The sequence below is a fragment of the Paenibacillus sp. TAB_01 genome, from assembly GCF_043945595.1.
GTDB lineage: Bacteria > Bacillota > Bacilli > Paenibacillales > NBRC-103111 > Paenibacillus_S.
The window spans coordinates 3,904,434-3,921,242 of record NZ_JBIFNP010000001.1; the positions used below are offsets into that span (position 1 = coordinate 3,904,434).

The following is a 16,809-nucleotide window of genomic DNA, read 5'->3' on the forward strand; positions in this document are numbered from 1 at the left end:
AATAACTATGACAGAGCCTGTCAGAGTTCCGTGGTACATTAACATTGCAAGAGAGAATAGCCATTGGAAAGGAATGTGATTTATTTTGCCTATCGAATCGATCCGTCCCCTCACGCCCGTCGTTGCCAGCAAACCCGAGTACCCTCTCATCGGTATTCAAAAGCGCCATGTCATCATACTAGGAGAGCCGGTCACTTCCTTTGCCGAGCAGTGGGTGCAATTCATGCAGCGAATTCATGAAATTCCGCAGCGGACTGAAGCCGCTCCCACCTTGGGCGTATGCTTCGGCAGCCCGGACAACGGCCCGTTCGATTACGTAACGGGAGCCGTTGTCGACCGAAGCTCCGGCGCGCTCCCCCCTGGGATGGAAAGCTGGACGATCGCTCCGAATACGTACGCAATCTTTACGCATCGCGGGCCTATCCATGCGCTTGGCGGCACCTATTCGGCGATTTACGAATGGCTGGCGGACAATCCGGATTATGCCCGTTCCGAGGGCCCGGAGCTCGAATATTACGATCATCGCTATACCGCTGAGAATGCGGAGGACAGTGAATTCGACATTTATATTCCCGTCGCGAGGAAATAAATATCGCTTAATTCCGGTACGCATCCGTTAACCGCTTGACCTCTTCCCGAATCCGTTCGACAATGCCGGGCGGTTCGGTGACGACGGCCTCCGCGCCGAAGCCGAGGAAATACGAGGCATAGTAATCCTGCTCGCTCTCGGAAATGCGCAGCCGCAGCGTGCCGGTTCCATCCGGCTCCTCCTGCAGCACATCTCCGAAGTAAGCCTCCCAGCGGCAGCGGCGCACGCCGTTCGTACTAAGTTTCACGACGATCTCAAGCGGTCCGTCGGAGGGATCCGACCTGTACTCCGACGGCTGCGGCTTGAACCAGTCCTGGATCGTAATTTGGCTGAGATCCGCTCGGCTGACTTCCGCTTCCGCCTGCTCGACCGGATCGGCCTGTAGTATCCGGTCGACCCGGAACAGCAGAATCCGTTCCTTCAAACAGCAGTAGGCCGGACAGTACCAATAGCCGTTATGAGAATAGACGCCGATCGGTTGGATTCGCCGGGCTTTCGCTCCCTCCTTGGAGTCATAGACGACGTTCAGCATTTGCTGCTGAAGCGCGGCGTCCAGCAGCGGACGCAGGTACGGATTCACCGTATGCCGGCGTGGCGTCCAGAAGACGACCCGCTGCTTCATCTTGTCGATCTTTTCCTTCGTATCATCAGGAAGATAATAGTAAAACTTGTTCAGGGCCGTGATGGATTCCTCGGCAAATGGCAGTGCTCCATAATGCTGGAGCGATTGATAAGCAAAAAACATCGCCACCGCTTCATGCTCGGAGAACATAATCGGGGGCAGCAGACGCTCGTTCAACACCCTATAGCCGCCGTGCGGGCCATACTCTGTATATAGCGGCAGGCCCAGCTCGCCAAGCACCTGTAAATCCCGCATCATCGTGCGGGTGGAAACCTGAAACTCCTCGGCCAGCTCGCGCACCGTAAATTTCTTCCGTTTGTTGACCGCTATCATCAATTCCATCAGCCGTTTCGATTTGGACATCCAAGCCTCTCCCTTCCACGATTTTCTGAGCTCATTATATCATACAACTATGACACTTTTTGTCTTAGTCATTGCCATAAAATTGTCCACCCGCCTAAAACCGTTTTTAGCTCCTCCCTTGAACATGCAAAAAAGCGCTGCATCCGGGAAAATTGGTTTCCCGAATGACAGCGCTTATTGCTTATTATTTAGAACCCTTATTTCAGTTAAATCTGTACCAGCCAGTTCACTTCCTCCGGCGTCAATGTAATTTGTGCGCCTTCGTTGCAGGACTGAAGCTCCGCTTCGTTTTGTGCGCCGATCAGAGCCGCCGTCGGGAATGCCTGATTCAATACGTAAGCCAGCGAAATTTGAACCGTGCTGACGCCTTTCTCTTTGGCAAGCTGTTCGGCCCGGCGCAGACGCTCCCAGTTCGCATCGCTGTAATAAACGCGGACCATTTCCTTATTGTCCAGAATATCCGGCGCGAAGCGGCCTGTGAAGAAACCGCCTGCCTGGGACGACCACGACAGAATCGGCAGCTTGGTCTGCTCATGCCACGCAATCGTATCCTCGTCCGCCGAAACGCAGCCTGCCCAGCGCGGCTCATTCGGCTTGGCCAAGCTTAAATTCGGACTGCTGAACGTAAAGCCGACCAGTCCGTTCTTTGCCGCATAATCGTTAGCCTCCTGCAGACGGCTGTGAGTCCAGTTCGACCCGCCGATGGCGCGGATGCGGCCGGCACGGATATGCTCGTTCAACGCGTCCATAATGACGCTTACCGGAATATTCGTATCATCCCGGTGCAGCGCGTACAGGTCCACGTAATCCGTACCCAGCCGCTCCAGGCTGATGGACAGATCGTTGGCAATCGCCTCCGGATTTACCCGCGGGCCGTCTGCGTTATGATGGGCGCCTTTCGTCAGAATGACGACCTGCTCGCGGTTGTTGCGATCCTTCAGCCAGCGCCCGATCGTCTCTTCGCTTTCACCGCCGCAGTATATATATGCCGTATCGATCGTATTGCCGCCGATGGCAAAGAAATTGTCCAGTACGCTGCAAACCTTATCGTATACATTATGTCTAAAGAAATCGGAACCTTGAATCAATTGGGAAACCGGCTTCTGCAAGCCTTCGATTTGAATGGTTTTCATCTTATTAGCTCCCTTATCTATAGAATCAATGGACGACCCTTACAAGACGACGCGAACGCGTTCTCTTGCGGATTTGTAGCAAGCGTCGATCACTTTCATATTGGCCACGGCATCGGACGAGGCAAAACGGAGCGGTGTCCCCTCCAGTACACTGCGGCCAAGATCGTCCGCCTGAAGCGCATAGTGATTCACGTAAGGCACAGCGACTTCTCTGCGCTCTCCTTTGGCCGTCACGTACAAGTGATCCTCCGCGTTGTTGCGGGTCACATAAGCGCACGGCAGCTCGATTCTTCCGTCCGTGCCGATAATCTCAAGTACGTTGCGTCCCGCAGCCCACATGCCGCAGTCAAAGGTCAGCGCTACGCCGCCTTCGAATTCGAGCAGACCCGATGCCATCATATCTACATCGTCATGCTCCGGCGAGAAAAAAGCATGAACAGTAGCGGCCTGCGGCTCTTGTCCAAGAACCAGCCTGGCGGCGCTGATCGGATATACGCCGACATCATACAGCGAGCCGCCGCCCATAAACTGCTTGTACCGGACGTTGTTGGTGTCCTTGGCATTGTTGAACGTAAATGCTCCGTGAATGCCGCGAATCGCACCGATTTCGCCGGAATCGATAATTTCCTTCACCGCCGCGTAGCGCGGGTGATGACGGTACATGAAGGCTTCCGCCAGCTTGACCCCCGCTTTTTCGCAGGCGGCGACCATTTCTTCGGCCTCCTCTGCGTTCAGCGCCACAGGCTTCTCGCACAGCACGTGCTTGCCCGCTTCGGCAGCGCGAATAGCCCACTCCTTGTGCAGATGATTCGGAAGCGGTATGTAAACGGCATCAATAGTATCATCGGCAAGCAGCTCTTCATAGCTTCCATAAAAGGTTGGAATACCCAGCTGCGCTGCGGTTTCCTTCGCTTTCTCGATATCGCGGCTTGCAATAGCCGCCACTTCTCCGGTTTCGGATTGCTGGATTCCAGGAATAACGGCCCGTTTGGCAATGCCGGCGCATCCCAGCACTCCCCAACGCAGTTTCTGTTGACTCATGATCAGCTTCAGCTCCTTCAAATATGGGAAAAGTTAATACTTTATTGCCATTATATTGAACATTAAGTAAAATGAAAATAACAACTTTTTGCCCATGACTATAACAATATTGTCATCGAACGAGGTGTGTGCCATTGCGAAGACAGCGCTTGCTTCCCACGCTTCAAGAGCATACTTATTTTTGCCTGCCCGAATCCGTCGGCTGGTATCGCGATGAACCGTCGCATCTTGTGGAACGTCCCGAAGGCGCGCTGAACAACTTCAGCATCCATTTGATTACTAACGGCAAAGGATTCGTGGAGAAGGACAACGAAATGCATACGCTCCAAGCCGGGGATGCCTTTCTGTATTTTCCGCTTCAGAAGCAGCGATATTATTCCAGCGAAGAGGAGCCGTGGGAACGTCCGTTGGGTTCATTTCTACGGGGCGAAGCTGAAGGATTATTTGATGGAAAACGGGATGTACCGGACGCATTTGTGGACTGTCCGCCAGTGGAAGCCGCTTGAGCAGGCATTCCACCAGCTTTTGGTGGAGGCGGAGGAGAATACGTTCTTTCAGCTTACGCGGCTGTCCTCGCTCACTTATACCGTGATCGCCGAATTCGTTAACCAGGCGGTCCTCTGTCCGCCGGCTCGAGCATCGGTACGCATGACCGCATTCTGCAGCTGCTCCCGCTGATCCAGGAGCAGGCCTGCAGGCCCTTTGAGCTGGATTACTGGGCGGCGCAGGCCGGCGTCAGCACCTATTATTTTTGCAAGCTGTTCCGCAAGGTGACGCAGATGACGCCCATGACCTTCGTCACGTTGTGCCGGTTGCAGCTGAGCAAGCAGTGGCTGCTGGAGAAAAGAGAGCTGACCGTCAAGCAGATCGCCAACGATGCGGGCTACCCCAGCGTCAGCTATTTTAACAAACGGTTTCTGGAGCACGAGGGCTTGACCCCGACCGATTACCGTCTGCTGTATTGGAAGCAGTAGCCCGAACGGGATGGATACATCTTGCGCCAGGAGCCTGAGCGGCATGAATGAGCTTGTGTACGGAAACCTGCACCGATGGGAAGCTTGTGTACGGAAGCTCGCACTCATGGGGGAGCTCACCTGAATGAGTTGCGTACAAGTTCCGCTGACATGAGCTTGGCTACAGGAATGAGTGAGGAACTCTGCTTAAAAGCCCCTCCCTTTGAAAGTCTCTCCTTCCCGCACTCGGTGCGGAAAATGGACAGAAGCCGGTTTTTCCAGTAATGTTTTATATAGGAGCCATGAGCGCATTCCCATTCACAACCGCAAACAAAAGGAGTATTTATGAAATCCCTCGTATTAGCAGAAAAACCTAGCGTAGCCAAGGAAATCGCCCGTGTCCTCGGCTGCCAGCAGAAGCATAAGCATTATATTGAAGGCCCTAAATACGTCGTTACTTGGGCGTTGGGCCATCTGGTAACTCTGGCGGAGCCGGAGGATTACGACGCCAAGTTCAAAGCCTGGAACCTCGAGTGACCTGCCTTTGCTTCCCGAGAAAATGAAGCTGAAGCTGATCCGGGAAACGACGCCGCAGTTCCGCGCTATCGCCCAGCTGGCGCAGCGCAGCGACCTCGAGCAGCTGATAATCGCCACGGACGCCGGGCGCGAGGGCGAGCTGGTAGCCCGCTGGATTATGGAGCAGATCCGCTGGCGCAAGCCGTTTCAGCGGCTGTGGATTTCCTCGCAGACCGACAAGGCCATCCGCGACGGCTTCGCGAAGCTGAAGCCCGGACGCGATTATGACGCGCTGTATCAATCCGCAGTGTCGCGGGCCGAAGCCGACTGGCTCATCGGGCTGAACATGACCCGCGCCCTCACCTGCAAATATAACGCCCAGCTCGCAGCCGGACGGGTACAGACGCCGACCCTGTCGATGATGATGGAGCGCGAGAAGGAAATCCGCAATTTCCAGTCCAAAGACTACTGGGTCCTCAAAGCCCAGCTGGGCGGTTTTCAAGCTCTATGGCGCGGCAGGCAGCAGCCTGACGGGCGTCTGTTCGACAAAGACGCAGCCGATGCGCTGCTTGCCAAGGTGCAGAGCGGACGCGCGAAGGTAGTCGAGCTGAAGGTATCGGAGAAAACCGAGCCCCAGCCGCTCGCTTACGATTTAACCGAGCTGCAGCGGGATGCGAACCGCAGGTTCGGCTGGTCGGCCAAGCAGACGTCCGGCGTGCTGCAGCGGCTGTACGAGCAGCACAAGCTGGTCACCTACCCGCGCACGGATTCGCGCCATTTGACTTCCGACATGGTGTCCACCCTGCCCGGCCGGCTGGACAGCTTGAGCGTGCAGCCTTATGCGCCGCTCGTCCGTCCGCTGCTGCGCAAACCGCTGCCGGTCACGAAACGGATCGTCGATGACAGCAAGGTATCCGATCACCACGCGATCATCCCGACGGAGCAGACTCCGCTGCTGCATACTTTAAGCGCCGAAGAGCGGAAGCTGTACGATCTGATCGCCCGCCGGTTCATTGCGCTGTTCTATCCTGTATACCGGTATGATGAAACATCGCTGACGCTGGAAATCGGCGGAGAGCGGTTTTATGCCAAAGGCCGCGTCATGAAAGATGCGGGATGGAAGGCCGTATACGGCCAAGAGACTTCGTCGTCCTCCTCTTCCGAAGAAGACGGCGCGGAGACGGAAGACGACCACAGCCGCGCCCAGACGCTGCCGCAGCTGCAGCTTGGCGCCGAGTTCAAGGATGCCCGCTGCCAGCTGGAAAAGCATGCGACGAAGCCGCCGGGCCGATATACGGAAGCGGTGCTTCTGTCCATCATGGAGAAGCATGGTCTCGGCACGCCGGCTACGCGGGCCGATATTATCGAGAAGCTCATCTCCACCGATACCATCGAGCGTAAAATGAACATCCTGCAGCCGACCGGCAAAGGGGCTCAGCTGATCAAGCTGGTCGTGCCCGAGCTTCGTTCGCCGGAGCTGACGGCGCGGTGGGAGCAGGAGCTGGAACGGATCGCCAAGGGAAACGGCAACATGAAGGGCTTCCTGCAGGGCATTCGCAGCCAGACGGTGGAGATGGTGCGCTCGGTCAAGAACAGCACGACCGAATATAAGCCGCATAATTTAACCCATTCCAAGTGTCCGGAATGCGGCAAAAATCTGCAGGAGATCAAGGGCAAGCGCGGCAAAATGCTTGTCTGCATCGACCACGAATGCAGCTACAGACGCGCGGCGGAGCCTGCGCTGTCCAACAAGCGCTGCCCGCAATGCCGCAAGAAGATGGAAATTCATACCGGCAAGGCGGGAAAATACGCTCAATGCCGTCCTTGCAACGTGGTTGAGATGCTCAATGACGAGGCGCGTCCCGGCGGGAAAGCCGCCAAGCGGAACGCTTCCAAGCTGATCGAGCAGTACAGCGACAACACGTCGTTCGGCTCCGGCTTACAGGACGCCCTGAAAGCCGCGCTGCAAAAACAAAAGGAAGATTGATGGCTCCCCGCCTTCAATCTTCCTTTTTGTTTGCAGCCCTTCGCATCGCCTAAGCATGCTCAACCTTGTGGAGCAGCTGGTTTTTGACCGACTGCTCGTAGTAATGCCGAAGCTGCGCCTTCTCGCTCTCCGTAAATTGAAACTCACAGTCCCGCCCTTCATCCTGAGGCACGATTTGCGCGATTTCACCGTTGTAGGTGCAGATAAGCAGTGCACTCAGCTCGGTTACATCGTCCGGCAGCGCCGCGCCGTTCTCCCAATCGAGCTCGAACTGGATTTCTACATCGATCCACTGACGGTCGCGCAGTTCGATCGATGCCCGCATCGAAGCAAACAGCAGCTCATGCACATCGGTAGAACCGTACTGAATCATGGTTGCTCCCCTCCCGTTGATTACTTTTTCCCCGTCAGATCAGCCAATGCCTGTTCAATCGTCGGGTAATTATAATGAAATTCATATTCCGTCGCCAGATACGGCAGAACCCGCTGCCCTTCAAGCACAAGCGTCGACATTTCCCCCAGCAGCAGCTTGATGACAAAGGCAGGTACGGGGAAACGGTGTCCCGTGCCCAAAATTTTTGCCAGCGTCCTGCCAAATTCATCGTTCGTCACAGGCTGAGGCGATGTGGCGTTAATCTGCTCTATAATATCCTCGTTCTCGATACAGAACTCCACCAGCCGGCATAAGTCCTCGATATGAATCCAAGAGTAGATTTGCTTCCCGCTGCCGATCCGGCCGCCGAAGCCGAGCTTGTAGGGCCGCATCATTCTAGGCAGGGCTCCGCCGTCCTTCCCAAGTACGAGACCGAGCCGCAGCTTGACAATCCGCGTGTCCTGAATTTGGTCGACAGCCCGCTCCCATTGCTCAACGACGCCGGATAAGAAATCCGTTACCTGAGTATCGCTGTGCTCGACAAAAGAGGTGCGCTCGGAGGTGCCGTAAATAGCCACAGCCGACGCGTTGATCACGACCTGCGGCTTCTTATTCATGCGTGCCACGATATCCGCGAGCTGCGCTACCGTCTCCAGCCGGGACTGGAGTATGCGTTCCTTGGCCGCATCGTTCCAGCGCTGATTAATCGTTTCGCCAGCTAAATTAACAATGGCATCCGTCCCTTCCATCACGTGCACGCTGGACTTCAGTTCCTCCCAGCTCACATAACGGATCAGCGGATGATCGGATTTTTGACGATTCCGGGAAATCAATAGAATAGAATATTTGCGCTGCAAAAAATATTTCGTGAGATGACGCCCAATAAACCCGGAACCACCTGCAATAGCAATCTTCAAATGTGATTCCTCACTTTCCAGCCATATTTTAATAATTATGCTTCCCATTATATATCATATTTTAACGTAAACAAAAAGCGTTAAGCGCGAACTTGCCGAATTTGGGCAGCGTTGTGCCGATTCTCGGGATCGCTGTGAAGCAAAGGGAATCACATCTGTTACGTTATCTTATCTCAGCTCCATGTCCCCTCTCCCCTGTCTACAAAATAATCGATTTCAGGATATTAGGTCTAAAATCCCTATTTTTATAATCTGTTTTTGGAAGTCATATGCATGGGAATCTATCGTTCGCCGCGACCCTCATCCTAGTGAAACCGCCCCCTTTTTCCTTATATTGTATATGCAAAATATTTTTCCGGCAGCTTATTTACAAAACAGAAACGCCTCCTTATAATCAATCTAGTTATTCGAATAGATTAGGAGAATGGACCTATGAAAACGCTGTCGATAAAAGTGATGCTCCTGCTATTAATCGGCCTCTGCATCGAGCCCATTATCGGCTCCGGTACGCCGAATTATTACTATCAAGATCAGGTCGCCGTTATTGCCTACCATCACATAAGCGCTACCGCCAAAAGCAGCGTAACGATCACCCCCAAGCTGTTTAAAGAGCAGCTGGCCATGCTGAAAGACCGCAATTATCAATTTCTCACGCTTAAGCAGTTCGAATATTATATGTCCGGCGGCGCCGTCCCGGATAATGCCGTACTCGTTACGTTCGATGACGGGTATGAGAGCTACTACGATACAGCCTATCCTGTGCTGCAGGAGCTTGGCATCCCTTCGGTCAATTTCATCATTACCGAGCAGCTGAACGATCCTCTGGGCGGCAACATTCCGTTTCTGTCCAACGACCAGGTTTCGCGAATACTGGACACGCCCGGAAACTTGTCCGAATTCGGCTGCCACTCCGACCGTCTCCATACGCAAAAAAACGGACAGCCCCTGCTTTTGCTTCAATCGTCGGGCGACGGCACTGCTGAAGCCCAGGAGAGCTACGAGCAGCGCATCGCTGAGGATACGCGCGTCTGCCGGTCCAAATTAAAGGAATTGTCGGGACGCCCCGTCGACGCTTACGCCTATCCTTTCGGCAGCTTCGACCGGAATGCCTCCGCCATTCTTGGCAAAAACGGAATTCGCTATGCGTTTACGGTCGTAAGCGAAATGGCGACTAACGAGGACGATCCGATGCAAATCCCGCGGATCACGGCCGGCAATCCCAGCATTTCACCTGCAGAGCTGCATCAGACGATTATGCGCAAGGTCGTCGACCGCAGCGGGAGCTTCGGCTACATTCCCTTCCGGGAAAGCGTCGGTCAAATCGGCGGCACCATGATCCAGGACAAAGACGGCACCATCCATTTTTATTATCATGACAACGATTGGACCACCCGGCTTGACAGCCGTACCGTTAAGCTCGGCGACCGGCAGCCTACGAGTTAAGCGCCCCGGTTCGGATCAAAAATAAGCGGGCACAAATCCGCTATCAGGATCTGCAGCAGGTCATGGGCATCCAGATCGTGTTCAATCCCGTCAAACGAACCTTCAGCGAGAGACTGACTCCCGCTCTGAAAAAGCAGCCCTAGCCTGACTCAAGCCGCTGACCCTCCCCTTGTCCCGCCAGCCTCTGCCGCTTGCGGGCCTTTGGTTGTTTTTCCATTCGGGATAACGCTATAATTTACTTATAAGGGAGGGGTTTGGCTTGTCTACCCGCGAAGCATTGGAGCAGTTTATTACCCATCTGCAAACCGTTAACCGCCATCTTCGTTCCAAGGTGTTCGATCATGAAACGTCGCCGATTACAAGGGTGCAATGGCTGCTGCTTCGGCATCTCAACCGCAGCGGAAGCTGTACGATCGGACAGCTGGCGACGCACTTGGATGTAAGGGCCAGCACGATGTCGCAAATGATTGACCGGCTGGAGAAATCGGGGCTCGTCTACCGGGAGAACCATCAGCCCGATGCGAGGGTCAAGTGGGTCGCCCTGACGGATAAGGGAGCCTCCTTAATCCGCAGTACGGAAGCGCTTTGGATTGACACGCTGGAGAAGTCCTTTACCGGCTTCGCTGAAGAGGAGCAGCAGGTTCTGATGCAGCTTATGCGGAAATTGTCGGAAGAACTCGGCAAAAACAAGGCTGCCTGCGAAAAATAAGCCGCTAATGTTGATATTGCTCGTTATAGATCGAATTTTCTGTTGCTTCCTTTAACTAGAGAAAGTAAAATATAAATATATGGAAGTAATCGGAGGATATTCGCTTGTCATTGACCATACAGGATTTGCAACTAAGTAAATGGTACGATCACGAGCCGTATGTTGTTTATCGCGGCCACCATCCGTCCACACAACAAACCTATATGATGAAGCTGCTGCAATCGGAATATCCGTCTCAGCAGGAAATCCAATGGATGACGAATGAGCTGAATTACGGACGGACCCTTCAGCTTGATGAAATTATCCGGCCTCTTGGCATGGAACCATACAATAGTACGTTTATTCTTCTGTTGGAGCCTATGGAGGGACAGCCGCTTTCCCATTGCATGACGACCGGACCCATGGATACGGCTGAGTTTCTTCAAACTGCAGTCAAGATGACCGATATCGTACGGAAGCTTCATCTGACCAAGCACATTCATTTAAATCTTACCCCGAACGCTTTTATTCTCAGCCCCGACAGGCAAACCGTAAAGCTCACGGATCTTAATGCTCTATTCAACAGTTCGTCGGGCGGAGAGGCACTGCAGGCTATTGCGCCTACCCTGTTTCCTTCCCGCCTGTTTTATATGGCTCCAGAACAAATGGGCCGCATGAACCGGCATATCGATTACCGTGCCGATCTATATTCCCTGGGCATCATTTTGTATCAAATGCTGACTGGAACGCTGCCCTTTCCGGGCTCCGATCCGATGGAGCTTGTGCACCAGCACTTGGCGAAGCTGCCTCCTGCTCCGATGGAAACGGTCTATTCCATACCTCAGCCTCTTTCCGAAATCGTGATGAAGTGCTTGCAAAAGCACCCGGAGAATCGTTATCAAAGCGCGTTCGCTTTGCAGCAAGACCTTGAAGCCTGCTTAAACAAGCTGCTTCAGCAGGGCTATATCGGCGACATATCCGTAGGCGATCAAGAAGCCGCGGATATTTTTAACATTCCGGAACGTATGTACGGACGCGGCGATGAGCTTCGCGAGCTTAGCTACGCCTACAACAGGGCGATGCTCGGAAGCCAGGAAATGATGTTTATTTCCGGTCTGTCCGGCGTCGGCAAATCCAATCTGGTTCAGGAATTTCAACGAACCGTCCAAAAGGACAGCGTGCTGTTCATATCCGGCAAGTTCGATCAGTTTAAAAGGGATACCCCTTTTCAAGCCGTCATGCAGGCCGGGCAGCAAATCATTCAATTTCTGCTTTCATTAGACGAGGATGCTTTTCAGGTCTGGAAGCGTAGAATTATGGATGCCGTCGGCGCCAACGGCCAAGTTCTTATCGATATTAATCCGGATATGGAGAAAATCGTCGGCAAGCAGGCCTCATTACCGAAGCTGCCGCCTGCCGAAATGCACAACCGTTTCTTATTGACCCTGCAGCAGTTTCTTCGGGTTTTCGCGACAAGGGATCAGCCGCTGATCGTATTCCTGGACGACCTTCAATGGGCCGATCCGGCCTCCCTGCAGCTGCTTCAGGACCTGCCCGCCACGGAGAACTCGGCGTATTTCATGTTTATCGGGACCTACCGGAATAACGATGTCCATGATACGCATCCGCTTCGTTTGGTAATGGACCGGCCTGGACCGGATGAAGCATCTGCACAGCAGGCACCTCCATATTGAGCCCCTTGGTTTCCAGGATGTGCACCGGCTGCTGAAGGATACGCTCAAAGCCGCAGATGACGAACGCCTGAAGGAACTGACGGGGTCCTGTTGAGAAAACGAAAGGGAACCCGTTTTTTACGAAGCAGTTTCTGAGGTCGCTCTACGATCATCAGCTGCTCCAATTCGACTATCCTCTCTGCCGCTGGCAATGGGATCTTAATAAAATCAAAGAGCTGCACATTACGGATAACGTCGTCGACTTGATGATTAATAAAATCAGGCGGCTGCCCAAACCGGTACAGCGTCTTCTTATGCAGGCCTCTTGTATCGGACATACGTTTTCGCTGGAGCTGCTTGCTCTGACGGCTTCCTGCCATCCAGACGATTTGGAAACGCAGCTGGCTGTAGCGATGGATGAAGGTTTTATCGTTCCGCACGGCAGCAGTGACTCCGCTTCCGATGAAATGCCGGCGGTGTTCAAATTTTTACATGACCGGGTGCACCAGGCCGTTTACTCCTTCGTCGAGAAGGAGCAAAAAAAGCAGCTTCATTATGAAATCAGCACCCTGATGCTCAAGACGCTGTCCGCCGAGGAGCTTGACGAGCACATATTCGATGTGACGAATCAGCTCAATCTCGGCAAAGAATTTATGACTGCGGCACAGGAAAAGGAACGCCTGGCCGAGTTGAATTTGCGCGCGTGCCGCAAGGCGAAGGCCAACACGGCCTACGAGACGGCACTAAAATATGTGTCGAACAGCATCCAGGCGCTCCAGCAGGACAGCTGGAACGGACAATATGAGCTGTCCTTCGCCGTTTATCTCGAGCTGGCCGAGCTGGAGTACCTGTGCGGCCACTTTGAAGAAGCGAAGCGCTCGTTCCAGCTTATTTTGCAACAAGCCAAAACAAAGCTGGAAAAGGCCGAGGTTTACAATTTGATGATTGTCCTGTACACGAACCTCGGACTTCATGAGCAGGCTATGCAGATCGGACTGGAGGGCTTAAGGCTGTTCGGCGTGCCGCTGCATGCCAAGGCCCGCAAAAGCGCTCTTTTGATGGAATTGGTGAAATCGAAGGTGCAGATGATCGGCAGGCACCCCGATGAATTGGCGAGCTGCCGCCGGTAACGGACCCTCGTCTTCAGGCAGTGATGCGTCTATTGGTCAATCTCATTGCGCCGACCTATTACCTGGACTCGGAATTATACGTATATTTAATGCTCAAGATGTTCAATTATTCCCTGCGGTACGGCAATACGGAAGGCTCCGCTTTGTCTTATATGACCTATGGCGTTATCGTAAGCTCACTGCTCGGCAATCTCAATCAAGGGGCCCAGTTCGGCCAGCTGGGCTTGAAGCTCAGCGACCAGTTAGATCATATGCCGATCAAGTGCAAGGTATATTTTGCCTACGGGGCTTTTTCGAATAATTTGAAGGACCATATGGATTCCAACATCGGCTATTTGCGGCAGGCGTATCAGTTTGGCGTTGAATCCGGAGATTTTGTTTATGCGGGCTACTCCATCTCCTACAGCTTCTTTATGAGGCTGCTCAAGGGGGACAGTCTGAACGAGGTATTTAAAGAAACGGAGAGCTATGCGTCATTCATTCAGCGGTCGCAGGATCAGGACACAATTTATATTCTGATGGTGCTTCAGCGTTTTATGCTGTTTATGAAGGAAGATCCTCTTCCCCATGCCCTGAACGGCTCAAGCCGGATGGAACCGTTCATGACAGAGGAGGAGCGCCAGCAGCTCCGCAGCTTTTCCAATAAAGCTACGGTTCACACTTACTACGCCGTACAGCTGCTGACATTTTATCTGCTCGATCAGCTGACCGAGGCTGAAGAAATGATGGAAGAGATGGAGCAGAGCCTGTCTGTTGTATTTGGTCTGCACCTTGTTCAAATGTACTATATTATCGGCGCTCTGGTCATGACGGCCAAGTATCCGGAAGCAAGCGCGGGAGATCAGAAAATGTATGAGCGCAAGCTGCAGAAGCATCTGCGCTATCTCAAAAAATATACCGCTCATTCGCCGGACAACTTCCTGCATCAGAAGCTGCTTGTAGAGGCGGAGATGAGCCGCATTCACGGCAATAACGCCTTAGCGGCGGAACAATACGAGCAGGCGATCTTTTTCGCGAATAAGAACCGGTTCGTTCAATTCGAAGCGATAGCCAATGAATGCGCGGCTAAGTTCTACATGCAGACGGGCAAGCTGAAAATCGCCCGCTCCTATTTGTACGAAGCCAAATCTTTGTATGCTCAATGGGGGGCCGTCCGCAAGGTGGCGCAGCTGGAGGATAAGTATCCTTATCTCGTCAACAGAGCGGCTGCGGCTCATGCGGCGATGGATGCCGCAACGGTCGTCAAGGCGTCTCAGGCGCTTTCAAGCGAGCCTGCGTTTCATAACCTGCTGGAAAGCTTTATGAATATCGTCATAGAAAATGCCGGCGCCGAGAAAGGGATTCTGCTGCTGGAGCGGGAGCATCGGCTGTTTGTCGAATTGGAGAAATCGCCGGGCAAACCGTTCCAATCGCTGCATGCCATTGCGTTAGAGGACTACAGGGAGGCTGCGGCAACCCCTATTCAGTATGCTGCGCGAACCGGCCAGCCTTTGCTGCTGCATGATGCCGAGCAGTCGGAATTGTTCGTGAAGGATGCCTACATTCAGGCTAAACGTCCGAAATCCATCCTAGTGCTGCCTATACAGAAGCTGGGCAAGCAAATCGGCATCCTGTATTTGGAGAACAATCTGGCCTCGCACATATTCCAGGAGGAGCGTCTCGATACCTTGAAGCTGCTGACCTCGGAGATGGCGGTCACGATTGAGAACGCGAAGCTCTATACCAATCTGGAGCATAAGGACTTCAAGCTCCAGCTGCTGGAGGAGCAGGAGAAAAATATTCGTCTGCAGCTCGACGAGAAGGAGCGCTGGGTGCAATCGTCCGAGGCGACCATGCTCAATATCCGCAAGGCTCAGCATGAGCTGATCAACAATGTGCAGACCGTGCATGCGCTGCTGCTGATGAACAAATATGATATGGCCAAGGACTATATTTCGGTCTGGTGTAAGGAAATCGTTCAGCAATCCGTAGTCAACTCAGTGAAATTCCCGGTGCTTGGCGTTGTGCTGAATAACATAAGCCTGCCCTGCATTTCCGGTAAAATCGATCTGCAGGTGACCGGGCATCTCGAATGCACCTTCGATGCGATAACTTTGCCCATCAGCTATTTCTCCAGTATCGTGCACAATCTGCTCAAAAATGCGATTGAAGCGATACCGGATGACGACCCGCTGCGGACGCTGCGGCTTCATATTGAGGAGCAGGAGCAGTTTTATAAGCTGACCATTTTCAATACGGGCTCCTATGTCACCGAAGACAATCGCCGGAAAATATTCGACAAAGGCTTCTCCACCAAAGCCGAATCGACCAATTCAGGCCTTGGTCTCCATATCGTGCAGAACTATCTTCAGCATTACGAGGGCTCTATCGAGTGCGACTCGGTAGAAGGCGAAGGAACGACTTTTACCGTGATGCTGAAGAAAAAGCTGCCTCATGCGCATCCTCCCAAGCTGGCAAGCCAAGGAAGATGAGGTCAGTCGCATCAAGTCAAGCGCCGCACATCAAAAACCCCTTAAGCCTCTTTCACGCTTAAGGGGTTTTCCATATTGTATAGGCATAGATCAGGTTTTCGCAAACTGCGATTCAATAAACGCCAGCGCGTCCGGCAAATGCTCCGACCAGTAATCCCAAGTATGCTCACCGGCATACTGCTCATAGGTGAAAGGATATCCGATCGTCTGCAGGTGCTTGGCATAGCTGTCGTTCATCCCGTACAGGAAATCACTCGTTCCGCAGTTGAAATACAGCGCAGGACGCAGCTGCTCCTGGCCCCGGCGGCTCGCCAGCAGTTGAAGATCATGCTCCCGGGCATAGGGTCCGTGAAGCGGCCCGATCATCTGGGCTACATCCGTCCGGCTGTACTGCTGGGCAATCATCTCGGTCGAGGTGAGCGCCCCGGACAGGCTGGCTGCCGCACCGAACAAATGCGGGTGTCTGAGCGCAAGGGAAAAAGCGCCAAAGCCGCCCATAGACAAACCGCCGACCGCCCGGTGCCTGGCATCCGTCAGCGTCCGGAAAGACTTATCGATCTCCGGGATCAAATCATAGATGAAATAATCCTCGAACGAGCCTGCGCCGTTGTACCAGTTCATATAAAAGGTACCGTGTCCGTAACCGCCGTCACTGGGCATTACCACGATCGACGGCCGCAGCGAGCCTTTGGCAATCATCCGGTCCAGCGTCTGCTCCGCGCTGCCCTTCATAAGCCAGTGCGATTCGCTGCCATACATCCCGTGGAGCAAATAAATGACAGGATAGCTGCGGTCATTGCTCTCATAGTCCTCGGGCAAGTAAACGAAGCAGGACTTACGGGCAAACAACGCTCCCGAAAAAAACGGATGCGGTCTTACGCTCATGAGCGGGTTCATCTCCTGTAGGTAC

15 protein-coding genes and 1 pseudogene are annotated in these 16,809 nt (G+C 53.4%); 10 read left to right on the forward strand and 6 right to left on the reverse strand.

Annotation, left to right across the window (positions count from 1 at the left end; all coding sequences use genetic code 11):
* Positions 1-85: 85 nt before the first annotated feature.
* Positions 86-589, forward strand: coding sequence for a GyrI-like domain-containing protein (locus ACHHV8_RS18825; protein WP_395160522.1), 504 nt, complete (start codon positions 86-88; stop codon positions 587-589).
* 7 nt (positions 590-596) lie between these two features.
* Here ACHHV8_RS18825 and ACHHV8_RS18830 read toward each other — a convergent pair whose 3' ends face one another.
* From ACHHV8_RS18830 to ACHHV8_RS18840, 3 genes are all read right to left on the reverse strand, one after another.
* Positions 597-1,574 (reverse strand): helix-turn-helix transcriptional regulator, encoded by a 978-nt coding sequence (locus ACHHV8_RS18830; RefSeq protein ID WP_395160524.1) that lies wholly within the window; start codon positions 1,572-1,574, stop codon positions 597-599.
* Between the two features lie 206 nt (positions 1,575-1,780).
* Entirely contained in the window at positions 1,781-2,707 is a 927-nt protein-coding gene (locus ACHHV8_RS18835; protein ID WP_395160526.1) for an aldo/keto reductase, read from the reverse strand.
* A gap of 39 nt (positions 2,708-2,746) precedes the next feature.
* A complete protein-coding gene (locus ACHHV8_RS18840; RefSeq protein ID WP_395160528.1) occupies positions 2,747-3,748 on the reverse strand; it encodes a Gfo/Idh/MocA family protein in 1,002 nt (333 codons plus the stop codon).
* A 134-nt stretch (positions 3,749-3,882) separates the two neighbouring features.
* Here ACHHV8_RS18840 and ACHHV8_RS18845 point away from each other — a divergent pair, with 134 nt between their 5' ends.
* From ACHHV8_RS18845 to ACHHV8_RS18860, 4 genes and pseudogenes are all read left to right on the forward strand, one after another.
* A complete protein-coding gene (locus tag ACHHV8_RS18845) occupies positions 3,883-4,254 on the forward strand; it encodes an AraC family ligand binding domain-containing protein (protein WP_395160530.1) in 372 nt (123 codons plus the stop codon).
* Positions 4,223-4,426 (forward strand): hypothetical protein, encoded by a 204-nt coding sequence (locus ACHHV8_RS18850; RefSeq protein ID WP_395160532.1) that lies wholly within the window; start codon positions 4,223-4,225, stop codon positions 4,424-4,426. The genes ACHHV8_RS18845 and ACHHV8_RS18850 overlap by 32 nt, the downstream gene beginning before the upstream one ends.
* On the forward strand, positions 4,426-4,722 hold the full coding sequence (locus tag ACHHV8_RS18855; RefSeq protein WP_395163557.1) for a helix-turn-helix domain-containing protein: 297 nt from the start codon (positions 4,426-4,428) through the stop codon (positions 4,720-4,722). The genes ACHHV8_RS18850 and ACHHV8_RS18855 overlap by 1 nt, the downstream gene beginning before the upstream one ends.
* A gap of 324 nt (positions 4,723-5,046) precedes the next feature.
* Positions 5,047-7,204: pseudogene (locus ACHHV8_RS18860) on the forward strand (DNA topoisomerase III).
* Positions 7,205-7,253: 49 nt separating this feature from the next.
* Here the strand turns inward: ACHHV8_RS18860 and ACHHV8_RS18865 are convergent.
* Positions 7,254-7,577 (reverse strand): hypothetical protein, encoded by a 324-nt coding sequence (locus ACHHV8_RS18865; protein WP_395160534.1) that lies wholly within the window; start codon positions 7,575-7,577, stop codon positions 7,254-7,256.
* 20 nt (positions 7,578-7,597) lie between these two features.
* Positions 7,598-8,494 carry a TIGR01777 family oxidoreductase gene (locus ACHHV8_RS18870; protein WP_395160536.1) on the reverse strand — a complete coding sequence of 299 codons (897 nt, stop codon included), beginning with the start codon at positions 8,492-8,494 and terminating at the stop codon, positions 7,598-7,600.
* Positions 8,495-8,926: 432 nt separating this feature from the next.
* Between ACHHV8_RS18870 and ACHHV8_RS18875 the strand changes: the two genes are divergently transcribed.
* The 5 genes from ACHHV8_RS18875 (at position 8,927) to ACHHV8_RS18895 (ending at position 15,899) form a co-directional block, all read left to right on the forward strand.
* Positions 8,927-9,937, forward strand: coding sequence for a polysaccharide deacetylase family protein (locus tag ACHHV8_RS18875; RefSeq protein ID WP_395160538.1), 1,011 nt, complete (start codon positions 8,927-8,929; stop codon positions 9,935-9,937).
* A 259-nt stretch (positions 9,938-10,196) separates the two neighbouring features.
* A complete protein-coding gene (locus ACHHV8_RS18880) occupies positions 10,197-10,646 on the forward strand; it encodes a MarR family winged helix-turn-helix transcriptional regulator (RefSeq protein WP_395160540.1) in 450 nt (149 codons plus the stop codon).
* Positions 10,647-10,750: 104 nt separating this feature from the next.
* On the forward strand, positions 10,751-12,319 hold the full coding sequence (locus ACHHV8_RS18885) for an ATP-binding protein (protein ID WP_395160542.1): 1,569 nt from the start codon (positions 10,751-10,753) through the stop codon (positions 12,317-12,319).
* 242 nt (positions 12,320-12,561) lie between these two features.
* On the forward strand, positions 12,562-13,428 hold the full coding sequence (locus tag ACHHV8_RS18890) for an ATP-binding protein (protein ID WP_395160544.1): 867 nt from the start codon (positions 12,562-12,564) through the stop codon (positions 13,426-13,428).
* Positions 13,429-13,460: 32 nt separating this feature from the next.
* Complete coding sequence (locus ACHHV8_RS18895) at positions 13,461-15,899, forward strand: ATP-binding protein (RefSeq protein WP_395160546.1); 2,439 nt, start codon at positions 13,461-13,463, stop codon at positions 15,897-15,899.
* A gap of 90 nt (positions 15,900-15,989) precedes the next feature.
* On the opposite strand, the gene ACHHV8_RS18900 is transcribed toward ACHHV8_RS18895, so the two are convergent.
* On the reverse strand, positions 15,990-16,784 hold the full coding sequence (locus ACHHV8_RS18900; protein ID WP_395160548.1) for an alpha/beta hydrolase: 795 nt from the start codon (positions 16,782-16,784) through the stop codon (positions 15,990-15,992).
* Positions 16,785-16,809 lie beyond the last annotated feature (25 nt).

Bases quoted from the DNA above. Each gene is read 5' to 3' on its own strand.
- ACHHV8_RS18830 (WP_395160524.1), bottom strand. From the start codon at position 1,574: ATGTCCAAATCGAAACGGCTGATGGAATTGATGATAGCGGTCAACAAA.
- ACHHV8_RS18835 (WP_395160526.1), bottom strand. From the start codon at position 2,707: ATGAAAACCATTCAAATCGAAGGCTTGCAGAAGCCGGTTTCCCAATTG.
- ACHHV8_RS18840 (WP_395160528.1), bottom strand. From the start codon at position 3,748: ATGAGTCAACAGAAACTGCGTTGGGGAGTGCTGGGATGCGCCGGCATT.
- ACHHV8_RS18865 (WP_395160534.1), bottom strand. From the start codon at position 7,577: ATGATTCAGTACGGTTCTACCGATGTGCATGAGCTGCTGTTTGCTTCG.
- ACHHV8_RS18875 (WP_395160538.1), top strand. From the start codon at position 8,927: ATGAAAACGCTGTCGATAAAAGTGATGCTCCTGCTATTAATCGGCCTC.
- ACHHV8_RS18900 (WP_395160548.1), bottom strand. From the start codon at position 16,784: ATGAGCGTAAGACCGCATCCGTTTTTTTCGGGAGCGTTGTTTGCCCGT.